The following is a 10,618-nucleotide window of genomic DNA, read 5'->3' as shown; positions in this document are numbered from 1 at the left end:
CTTACACCTCGTTTACACCGCGTTTTCAACGCCCTTTCACACCGCTGTCCGATCTGTTGCACAAGCCTGACTGGCATGATTGGCGTCGGGAAACGGGCCTGATCATGCACCCGCAGGAGAAGCGCTTCGAAATGTGCTCCATGCGGGTCCGCGACGATTGAAGCCGCGTATCGCACGACTCCCGGAACGCCGGCCCGCCCACCCGCGCGCGAACGAAGCGGCACTTCGATCGGGATGCGCATCGCCATGGCGTTGTGACGTGGTCGCCGGTCACGGAAGATCTCCAGGACACTCGGAGATCGCTGATTTCGCGCCTTTCTTGGCGGCCATGCGACGGCCCGCCGGCGAAATGGAACGTTCCCGTCCGGATCATGCATCCGGGAAGATATGCAGCCGGCCGTATACCGGCGCTCCCCTTTGGATCTACCGCGTCACTTTCGTGATCAGCCGGCTCCGCCGCCCACCACCCTCGCCGCGGCCGAGACTTCGAGCTGGTCGCCTCGACGCAGAACGGCGAGCTGGATCCTCTTGAGGGAACCCGACGGCTCGATGCCGAGCTCCGCCACCAGGCGCCGGCGGATCGCCTCGTAGACGGTGAGAGACTCGGCGGTCCTGCCGGCTCGATAGAGCGCGATCATCAGCTGTGCGTGGACCGTCTCCCACGTGGGGAACCTCGAGGTCAGTTCGTACAGCTCGCCGATAATATATTTGTGGCGTCCGAGGTCCAGCTCGAGCTGGATCAGCAGCTCGTAGGCGGCGTTCCGCTCCTCCTCGAACGCCCGTGCCGCGCACGCGAGGACCACCGAGTCCCGCAGATCGCGCAGCGGGTCACCTCGCCACAGCGACAGCGCTTGCCGGAGCTGCCTGGTCGCGGCCTCCAGACGACGTTCCCGGACGCTCTGCCTCGCCTGCACGACCAGATCACGGAAGTCGTGGACATCCAGCTGATGGCATGCCAGATCTATCGCGTACCCATCCGGCGCCGTGACCACGGTGCCGGGATCGACTCCGGCGTTCGCCAGGTACTTCCGTAACCTGGAGATATTCACTTGAAGTGCCGTGAACGACGTGCGAGGCCGCTCGCTGGGCCACAGGGCACTCAGAAGTTGATCAGCCGAGACGACACGCCCCGCGTCGACACACAGGTGAGCGAGGAGCATCCGTTGCCTTAAGGAACTCGGCGTGATCCTGCTGCCGTCAGGATCCAATACCTCCACTGGGCCAAGCAGCGAGATCTTCATGGGCGCGGAGCCGGCTCGCAGAGCCCGCCGTTGTCCGGCAGTGCTTGCTTGCGGTGCCGCAGAGGCTGGGTGGCCGAGCTCGTGATGAGGGTGTTCACCTGTGCTCCTTCGCCGTCGAGCGGCGGATCGATGTCATGGTTCGAATCGAGCGGCTCACAGAGGGCAAGCCGGTACCGGTAAGTCTCGAGCGCATCGGCCCTGACGAGGCTGGTGCCGATCGGCTCGGACATCAGCGTGTGGCGTGCGGCGGTATCGGAGTTTCGAGGCCCTTATCGTGATGAGCGCGTTGTCCGGCAGATCGGAAACCCGGCGCCGAACATCGCCCACCTGGGAACATCACAGCGTCACGAGAAGCCTGGAAGGCATATCCATTTACTCGGGATGAGCACATTCAGGGTGGTTGACGTCAGGGGCCCGCCATTTCAGAAGCGTGTTGTATTCCGAGCACAGCCACAGCGGTCCGCCGGCTGATGCGATGGATGGAGCCACGTTCTAGTATGTCGATCTGTCACATGACCTTCAGGAGTCAGTCAGATGACAGTCAGGAGTCAGCCCATGAGCCATGCTTGTGCGAACATCGCCGCTCGCAATATTCGCACCCCACCCTGGCAACGTCAAGAAAAATTTCTGTTTCGCCGGGGATTGCGCCCGCGCCACTGACGGCACTCGCATGCCGGTGGGGTTACCGTGTGCTGAATTTTTGACCGTACCCCGGCAGACTCGCCTGCCTGAATGTGGGATATCGCTAACAGCACCGGCAAAAAATTAGCAAGGCTCATCACCATGCCGTCCCACTGTGACGGCCCATGTCGCCGGGCACGAACTCCCGCAGTCAGGTCCTGACCGCGACCGGACGTGATCCGGTTCGCCCTGGCGTGATCCCCGGTCCACGGCCCCACCCCGCGTCCTCCCCGCGGCGTCAGACCATGTACTGGTCGTGGCGCCGGTACAGCTCGGTCCACTCCTCGGCGGTGAGGGTGCGGCCCGACTCGGCGATCTCCGCCAGCTCCTCGAAGTACGCCTCGCGCGGCGCGCCCGGCGCGAAGTGCAGCAACATCGAGGCGGGCTCCCCGGACTCGTTGCGGAAGGCGTGCACCCCGCCCGGCGGCACGTGCAGGAAGTCCCCCGGCCGCGCGTCGAGCCACGCCGCCCCGTCGAACAGGCGCACCGTGCCGGTCAGCACGTAGAACGACTCGGCCATGGTGCGGTGGTAGTGCGCCGACGGCCCGCTCGGCCGCGGCCCCATCTCCCACCGGTACAGCCCGAACAGCCCGCCGGTGGTCGCGCCGGTCGCCAGATAGCTCACGTCGGTGCCGCCCTGCCCGATGCGCAGATCGGGCTCCTGCCCCGCGGGCCGGTACGCCGCCGTGGGCAGCCCCCGTTCCCCGAAGTACAGCGCCGCTGGATACGACATCACGCCCCCTGTCCGCTCGTCCCTCCGATATCGATCATGTCATGCCGGGCGCGGGCGGGCCGCCTCAGGGCAGCTTGCGCAGCAGGGCGAGGAACATGGCGTCGGTGCCGTGGCGGTGCGGCCAGAACTGGGCGTAGGGGCCGTCGCCGAGGCCGCCCACCTCGTCCAGGTAGCGGCGGGCGGGCAGGACCTCCGCGGCGCCCGTGCGCCGCACCACGTCGTCCACGACGACGGCGGTCTCGGCCAGGTGCGGGGAACAGGTCACGTACGCCACGACGCCGCCGGGGCGGGCCGAGTCCAGGGCGGAGGTCAGCAGGCGGCGCTGCAGCGCGGTGAACTCGGGCACGCTCTCCGGGTCGCGCCGCCAGCGGGCCTCGGGGCGGCGGCGCAGCGCGCCGAGACCGGTGCACGGCGCGTCCGCCAGCACCCGGTCGAACGCCCCGGAGCGCCACGCGGGCGCGGTGCCGTCCGCGGTGACCACCCCGGCGCGGCGGGTGGCCCGCCAGACCAGACGGGACCGGTGGAAACGCAGGTCCGCGGCGAGGAGGTTGCGGCCCTCCTGCACGGCGAGCGCGTCCAGCAGGCCCGCCTTGCCGCCGGGGCCCGCGCACATGTCCAGCCAGGCGCGGTCCTGGCCGTCCACCGGCACCCGGGTCAGCGCCAGGGCGACGAGCTGGCTCGCCTCGTCCTGCACGGCGGCCCGCCCGTCGGCGACCGCCTGGATCGACGCGGGGTCGCCCTCGGTCAGGTAGGCGGCGTACGGCGAGAAGCGGGACGCGACGGCACCGGCGTCCACCAGCTCGCCCACCGAGCTGCGCCCCGGCCAGGCGACCAGGGTCACCCCGGGCCGCTCGTTGTCGGCGGCCAGCAGCTCGGCCGTCTCGCGCAGGTCGCCGCCGAGCGCGTCGCGGAACGCCGACACGACCCACCGGGGGTGGCTGTGCACCACCGCGAGGTGACCGAGCGGGTCCTCCTCGGCGGCCGGCGCGACGATCGGCATCCACTGCTCGTGGTCCCGGCTCGCGATCTTGCGCAGCACGGCGTTGGCGAACCGCGAGGCCCCGGCGCCGATGCGCAGGCGCACGAGGTCGACGCTGGCGCTGACCGCGGCGTGCGGCGGGATCCGGGTCCTCAGGAGCTGGTGCGCCCCGAGCCGCAGCGCGTCGAGCAGCGGCGGGTCGATCTCGCGCGGCGGGCGGTCGCTGCACGCCGCGATGATCGCGTCGTAGGTGCCGAGCCCGCGCAGCGTGCCGTACGCCAGCTCGGTGGCCAGCGCCGCGTCCCGCCCGGACAGGCCCCGGTCGCGCAGCAGCGTGGGCAGCAGCAGGTTGGCGTAGGCGTCCCGCTCGTCCACGGCGCGCAGCAGGTCGTAGGCGACGTTCCGCGCCTCGTCGCGCACCGGTCCGCGCCCGCCGCCGCGTGCCCGGCCCTGGCCCGCGCCGCGGGACGGGCCGCCCTGGCGTCCGGACGGGACACCGGTGCCGCGGCCTTGCCGGGGTCCCTTGGTCAACGTTCCCCCACAGTCATGGTCGTGCTCATGCCTCGCCGAGCCGGTCTCCGGGGGACAGGCGCACACCGCGGGCCCACTCCCCCGCGGTCATGCGGCGCTTGCCTTCTGGCTGGACGTCGCCGAGCAGCACCGGGTGGGTGGCGGTGCCCACCAGCACGGTGTCCTTGGCGGCGGCGATCTCACCGGGCGCCAGAGCTGCGGCGTCCGGGGCGGGGCGCACGGGGCCGCGGAGCTTGAGGCGGGCGCCGCGGAACTCCGTCCACGCGCCGGGGGCCGGGGTGCAGGCGCGGACCAGCCGGTCCACCCGCATCGCGGGGGCCCGCCAGTCGACCCGGGCGTCGGCCGCGTCGAGCTTGGGCGCGTAGCTGACGCCCTCGGCGGGCTGGGGGCGGGCCTGGAGCGTGCCGTCCTCGATGCCGTCCAGGGTGGCGGCCAGCAGGCCGGCGCCCGACTCGGCGAGGCGGGCGAGCAGCTCGCCGCTGGTGTCGTGCGGGCGGATCTCCTCGGTGACCACGCCGTACACCGGGCCCGCGTCGAGCTCCTTGACGATCTGGAACGTCGCCGCGCCGGTGATGGCGTCGCCGTGCAGCACGGCGTGCTGCACCGGGGCGGCGCCGCGCCAGGCGGGCAGCAGGGAGAAATGCAGGTTGACCCAGCCGAGCTTCGGGACGTCCAGCGCACGCTGCGGCAGCAGCGCGCCGTAGGCGACCACGGGGCAGCAGTCGGGCCCGATGGCCGCGAGGCGGGCCAGGAACTCGGGGTCGCCCGCCTTGGCGGGCTTCAGCACCTCGACGCCGGCGGACCCGGCCAGCTCGGCCACCGGGCTCGGGTGCACCTTGCGGCCCCGGCCCGACTGGGCGTCCGGCCGGGTCACCACGGCCGCCACCTCGTGCCGGGGCGACTGGAGCAGCGCGCGCAGGGACGGCAGCGCGGTCTCGGGGGTTCCGGCGAAGACCAGGCGCACGGGCCTACAGCGCCTTGCCTTGAGTGGCGTGCGGGGAGACCTTCACCACAGGGGCGCCGAGGCCGCTCCACTCGGCCTCGCGGATCGCCTTCATCGCGAGTTTGCGCTGCTTGGGGTCCAGGCGGTCGATGAACAGCACGCCGTCCAGGTGGTCGGTCTCGTGCTGCACGCACCGGGCCAGCAGGTCGGTGCCCTCGATGGTGACGGGCTCGCCGTGCATGTCGAAGCCCTTGGCGACGGCCCGGATGGCCCGCGGCGTCGGGAACACCAGGCCGGGGAACGACAGGCAGCCCTCCTCGCCCTCCTCGTCGACGTCCTCGCCGAGGTCGAGGGTGGGATTGATCAGGTGACCGACGACATCGTCCACGTAGTAGGTGAACACGCGCAGCCCGACGCCGATCTGCGGCGCGGCGAGACCCGCGCCGGGGGCGTCCATCATGGTGTCGGTGAGGTCCTTGACGAGCTTGCGCAGCTCCTTGTCGAACTCCGTGACCGGCTCCGCGGGGGTGCGCAGCACCGGGTCGCCGAACAGGCGGATCGACTGAATGGCCACGGACGACTCCGTTCAGATGTGGACGTGGGGCCCCACCAGTTTATGGCTCATCGCCGCCGTCCCGGTCGCGCCCTGTGGACGGCCCCCGCAGGGGGTCAGCGGGAGCGGGACTTCATGGCGGCCTTGCGTGCGGCCTTGGCGGTGACGGGGTCGGGGTGGCGGGTGCCGAGCAGGTCGAGGACGGCGATGGCGTCGGGGTGGGCGCTGCGGCTGACGTCCTCGATGAGGCGCAGCAGCTCCTCGCCCGGCGCCAGCGCCTCGAACTCGCCCATGGCCTCCTGGACGTCGGGGATGTACAGCAGCGTGGCGAGCGTGTCGACGGCGAGCCACGTGCCGTCCTCCTCGCTGAGCGCGGGGGCCTCCAGGTCCCGCACGCCGAGCCACACGGCCGCGTGCCGCCACATGGCGGGCTCGGCGAGGGCCTCGCGCATGGCGGGCTCGGCCTCCGGGCCCATCTCCTCGAGCACGGTGCCGATGACGCCGCGCTGCCCGGCCGTGCCGGACGCCGCCACCTTGATCAGCTCACGGGCGGCGTCCTCGGGGGCCCGCCGCTCCACCCACAGCGTGGGCGCGCTGGAAGGGGCGCGGCCCGACAACATGGCCTCCACCAGCTCGACCGCGCTGAGCTCGGCGAACTCCGCGATCTCCGACAGCAGCGGCGCGTCGTGGCCCTCACGCAGCAGGTCCTGCCGGACGGCCCACACCCCGAGCGGCGTCAGGCGCACCGCGTCGTCGGCCCGCTCGAACAGGCCGCAGTACCGCAGCAGGTCGAGCGCGGCGTCCAGCTCGCCGGGAAGGATCTCACGCAGCCGCCGCATCTCGCCCGGCCGGGCCTGGCAGGCGATCTCGTGCGCCTGAAGCATGCCCTCGACCAGGGCGCCGTAGGTGATGCCGTCGGTGGTGGCGTAGATGGTGGCGAGCATCTCGGTCAGGTGCTCGTCGACCACAGCGGAACCGGTGAGGCCCTCCTCGGTGCGGTCGAGCACGTCCATGACCACGCCGTCCCAGAAGTCGAGCAGCGCCGGCGGCAGCCCCGGGCCGGGGACCGTGCCGGCCCGGGTAATGCGCAGCAGGCCGGTGTTGACGGCGACGATCCACACCAGCCGCAGCCGGCCGCGGTCGAGACCGAGCTCCGCGACGGCCAGATCGGCGTCCTGCGGCGGCAGCAGGCCCTCGGGGGTCACCTCGCGGGCGCCGGTCCACCCGGCCAGGCGGACGGCGTCGCGCACCAGGGGGACGGCAGGGACCGCGGCGGCGAGCCGCTCGGGGTCGGTGAGCTCCACCGGGGGGAAACTGAGGACGTCCGCCGGGGAGACGGAGCGGTCGGCACGGTCGTCGCCGGCGTCCCCGCCGGACAGCTCCGCGAGCATGAACTCGCGCTCCTCACCAGGAACGTTTCCCAGCTCGTCGATGAGATTGCGCAGCTCACCAAGATCGAAGATGCCGCCGTCCCCGCTGTTCGCCATTCAGGCAACTTACTCCACACCAGCCACACGCGAAGACGCATGCCCGACGTTGACCAAGACCGTTCCGGCAACCCGGGAGCGTGCCGGGAAGGGTCAGTGGATGCCGCGCGAGCGGGCCTTGAACGCGGCCTTGCGTGCGGCCTTGGCGATGTCCTTGTCGGGCAGGTGACGGCCGAGCAGGTCGAGGACCTCGGCGACGTCGGGGTGGTCGACCCGCCACATCTCCTCGATGACGCGGGCGGACGGGTGGGCCGCGGCGACGGTCTTCGCGAAGCCCTCGGGGTCGGCCTCCGCGGTGGGCACGGCCGCCGCGAGGACGTCCACGTCCAGCCAGAGGATCTCCTCCGGCGTCAGGTCCGGGGCGTCCAGACCGTGGCGGTCCAGCCAGCGGGCCGCGTGCGGGCGAAGCTCCGTGTCGTCGAGGAACGGCCGCACCGAGGGGGCGGCCTCCGGGCCGAGCCGGTCGAGCACGCTCGCGGCGACGCCCCGGTGCGGCGCCGCGCCCCCGCGCACGGCCTCCAGGAGGGCGTGGGCGGCCTCGGAAGGGGTGCGGCGCTCCAGCCACCGGGTGACGTCCGACTCGGCCTGAGCGAGCGGCACACCGCCGAGCAGCGCGGCGATCAGGCCGCCGGCGTCGCCGCCCGCGGGGTCGGGGGCGACCGGCGCGGTCATGCCCATGCGGGAGTACACCTCGCGCAGCCCCCACAGGCCCTGCGGGGTCAGGCGGAGCACCTCGCCGGCCCGCTCGACGGTGCCGAGCCTGGCCAGGTCGTCCAGCGCCGCGGCCAGGTCCTGCGGCGCTTCCTCCGGGACCTCGGGGGCGTCCGGCGGGTCGCGTTCGTCGGCGCCCCAGACGCCGGACAGGTGCTCGCCGAAGGACTCCAGGGTGAGAGACTCCGGGGCGCGGTAGAGCAGGTCGTGCAGGACGGGCAGCTCGGCGTCGACCCGGGGCGAGCGGGTGACGGGGGCCAGCGGGCCGCCGGTGAGGAAGGCGACGGTGCCGGCCCACAGCTCCAGCACCTCCTCGTCGTCCCTGGCCGTCAGCGGCCGGAAGCCGGGGGGCACCTCCACGGCCCCCTTGTCGTCCACCTCGGCCAGGCCGACGGAGACGGCGAGCTCCCACGCGAGGCCGGGCACCGGCACGCCGAGCTCGCCGGTGACACGCCGGGCGTCGCGCACCCGCATGGCGCCCCGCGCGGTGGGGGTGCGGCCGCCGTCCCGCATCCAGGTCACCACCTGGTGGGCGTGGCGCAGCAGGCCGTCCGAGCGGACCGCCGCGGCGACGTCCTCCGGCGCCGGGAGCCGGACGGCGGGCAGCGGCGAGCACTCCCAGCAGTCGCACTCCTCGGACCGGGCCGGGCGGGCCGCCGCGGAGAAGCCGGTCGGGAACGGCGCGGGCGTGCCGTCCAGGTCGTCGTCGGCGCCCATCGCGGCGAACAGGCTCTTGGCCATGCCGAACTTGGTGGTGTCGGCCAGCGCGGCCGGCATCTCCGGGGCGATCTCGTTGATCCGCTCACGCATGCGGCCCGCCATCTTGGTGCCGATCTCGCCGCTGTCCAGCAGGAAGTCGACCAGTGTGCGCGCCGCCGCGACGGTCTGCTCCGCGCTCTCCGGCGGGGTGATGACCTTGCGGGGATAGATGTCCAGCAGCAGTTGCTCGAACGTGACGGGCGTGAAGTCGGCGAGCTCGCCGATGCCCAGGTAGTCGCTGGCGTAGTCGCACAGGAGCCGGATCTCCTCGACATCCACCTCGATGTCCTTCAGGCGCCCCCACGCCCGGATCTCCTCGATGGCCCCGTTCACCCATTCGATCGACACAGGGAGAAACTAACGGCTTACTAACAGCGCCGCGAATCGGCGACCGCCGGTCAGATCAGATCCATGGGATCCATACACACCCGGACCAGGTCGGGAGCCTTGCGCGCGGACCGCACGCCCGCCGCCGCCTTCAGCTCCCTCGCCAGCGCCGGGCCCACGCTCCACGGCACGCGGAGCATCGCGCGCTCCTCCTCGCCGCCCGGGCGGCCGGGGGTCTCGACCGGCACCGGGCCGAGCATCTGGGTCTCGCGGGGCAGGCGCAGGGAGACGATCATCTCCCGTACGGCGGCGGGGGTGCCGGTGAGCGTGGCCATGCGGACGGCCGGCGGGAAGCCCAGCACGGTGCGGTCGGTCAGCTCACGCTCGGCGTGGGTCACCGGGTCCCAGCGGATCAGGGCCTGCACCGGGGGAAGCGAGGAGTCGGCGAGCACGACCAGCTCGGCTGCGGGCCTCAGCAGGGCCGCGGCGTTCATCCAGCGGCGCAAGGTCTCCTCGGCGGCGCGCAGGTCGGGACGGCCGAGCAGCGCCCAGCCGTCCAGCAGCACCGCCGCCGCGTAGCCGCCCGCGGCGACCGGCTCGGCGCCGGGCGTGGCGACCACCAGGGCCGGGGACGCCTCGACGGTGGCGAGCACCGCGTCCCGTCCCGACGTCTTCACCGGCACGGCGGGAAACGCCCGCCCGAGCTCCTCCGCCGTACGCCGCGCCCCCACCACGAGAGCACGGAAGCGGTCCCCGCCGCACACCCGGCAGCGCCACCCCCCCGCGATACGCCCGCACCAGCGGCAGTAGGGGGCCGCGTGGCCTCCGCGAAGCGCCAGCGGGCCGCCGCAGAGAGGGGCGGGGACGGTTTCCTCGGGGGTCTCCTCCACGTCCGGCTGCGCGAGCCCCGTCAGCGTGGCCGCCGTGCGGAGCCGCCGCGAGACGGGCGCCCCCGGCGGGACGTGCGGCTCGGGCACGGGGAGGGGCGGCTGGGTGCAGCGGGACGGGGTGCGGCAGTGCAGGCACGCCAGGGCGGGCAGGTAGCCGCGGCGGGGCACCTGGATGAGGACCGGCCCGGTGTCCAGCCCGTGCCGCAGCGCCGTCCACGCCGAGGTGGGCAGGCGGGCGGCACGGGCCGCCGGGTCCCTGGCCAGATCGGCGTCCTCCCCCGCCGGGCGCACCCGCGGGGCGTACCTGCGCAGCGCCTCCCGCGACGGGACGACCGGCCGCGCCCACCCCGCGGCGACCATGCGCGTCGCCTCCGCGGTCCGGGCGTACCCCGCGATGAGCATCGCCGCCCCCGTCTGATGGGACCGCAACGCCAGCACCTCCCGGGCATGCGGATACGGCGCCAGCCGCTCCGCGTGCAGATCGTCCCCGTCGTCCCAGATCACCACCAGCCCGAGCTCACGCACCGGCGCGAACGCCGCCGCCCGCGTCCCCACGACCACCCGCGCCTGCCCCCGGAGCACCCGCAACCACCGCCGATACCGCTCCGCCGGCCCGAGATCCGCCGTCAGCGCCACGTGCTCCCCCCACCCCAGCACCCCCCGCAACGCCGTATCGACCAGCACCACATCCTTCCCGTCCGGCACCACCACCACCGCCCCCCGCCCCCCGCGAACCGCCGCCCCCACCACCTCGGCAACCCCCACCGCCCAAGGCACCTCAGC

At 73.1% G+C, this 10,618-nt stretch carries 9 protein-coding genes; all 9 read right to left on the bottom strand.

The window, feature by feature from the left end; genetic code table 11:
* Window positions 1–443 precede the first annotated feature (443 nt).
* The gene (locus ABGB17_RS25920) at window positions 444–1,241 is read right to left on the bottom strand and encodes an AfsR/SARP family transcriptional regulator (protein ID WP_347633983.1); all 798 of its coding nucleotides are present in this window, start codon (window positions 1,239–1,241) and stop codon (window positions 444–446) included.
* Window positions 1,238–1,471, bottom strand: a complete 234-nt coding sequence (locus ABGB17_RS25915; RefSeq protein ID WP_347633981.1) for a hypothetical protein — start codon at window positions 1,469–1,471, stop codon at window positions 1,238–1,240. Before ABGB17_RS25915 ends, ABGB17_RS25920 begins: the two co-directional genes overlap by 4 nt.
* A gap of 689 nt (window positions 1,472–2,160) precedes the next feature.
* The gene (locus ABGB17_RS25910) at window positions 2,161–2,655 is read right to left on the bottom strand and encodes a cupin domain-containing protein (RefSeq protein WP_347633979.1); all 495 of its coding nucleotides are present in this window, start codon (window positions 2,653–2,655) and stop codon (window positions 2,161–2,163) included.
* 64 nt (window positions 2,656–2,719) lie between these two features.
* Complete coding sequence (locus ABGB17_RS25905) at window positions 2,720–4,054, bottom strand: transcription antitermination factor NusB (RefSeq protein WP_347634096.1); 1,335 nt, start codon at window positions 4,052–4,054, stop codon at window positions 2,720–2,722.
* A gap of 136 nt (window positions 4,055–4,190) precedes the next feature.
* Entirely contained in the window at window positions 4,191–5,129 is a 939-nt protein-coding gene (gene fmt / locus ABGB17_RS25900) for a methionyl-tRNA formyltransferase (RefSeq protein ID WP_347633977.1), read from the bottom strand.
* Window positions 5,130–5,133: 4 nt separating this feature from the next.
* Window positions 5,134–5,682 (bottom strand): peptide deformylase, encoded by a 549-nt coding sequence (gene def / locus ABGB17_RS25895; RefSeq protein ID WP_347633975.1) that lies wholly within the window; start codon window positions 5,680–5,682, stop codon window positions 5,134–5,136.
* 95 nt (window positions 5,683–5,777) lie between these two features.
* Entirely contained in the window at window positions 5,778–7,148 is a 1,371-nt protein-coding gene (locus tag ABGB17_RS25890) for a hypothetical protein (RefSeq protein ID WP_347633973.1), read from the bottom strand.
* A gap of 93 nt (window positions 7,149–7,241) precedes the next feature.
* Window positions 7,242–8,966, bottom strand: a complete 1,725-nt coding sequence (locus tag ABGB17_RS25885; protein ID WP_347633971.1) for a hypothetical protein — start codon at window positions 8,964–8,966, stop codon at window positions 7,242–7,244.
* Between the two features lie 50 nt (window positions 8,967–9,016).
* A partial coding sequence (locus tag ABGB17_RS25880) for a primosome assembly protein PriA (protein ID WP_347633969.1) occupies window positions 9,017–10,618 on the bottom strand: 1,602 nt, incomplete at its 5' end.

The sequence above is a fragment of the Sphaerisporangium sp. B11E5 genome (assembly GCF_039871875.1).
In the GTDB taxonomy this organism is placed as follows: Bacteria; Actinomycetota; Actinomycetes; order Streptosporangiales; family Streptosporangiaceae; genus Sphaerisporangium.
Note: the sequence above shows the minus strand (reverse complement) of the source record. Positions and strands in the feature narration are given on the sequence as shown.

Coding starts and splice junctions, on each gene's coding strand:
- ABGB17_RS25920 (WP_347633983.1), bottom strand. CDS start 1,241: ATGAAGATCTCGCTGCTTGGCCCAGTGGAGGTATTGGATCCTGACGGC.
- ABGB17_RS25915 (WP_347633981.1), bottom strand. CDS start 1,471: ATGTCCGAGCCGATCGGCACCAGCCTCGTCAGGGCCGATGCGCTCGAG.
- ABGB17_RS25910 (WP_347633979.1), bottom strand. CDS start 2,655: ATGTCGTATCCAGCGGCGCTGTACTTCGGGGAACGGGGGCTGCCCACG.
- ABGB17_RS25890 (WP_347633973.1), bottom strand. CDS start 7,148: ATGGCGAACAGCGGGGACGGCGGCATCTTCGATCTTGGTGAGCTGCGC.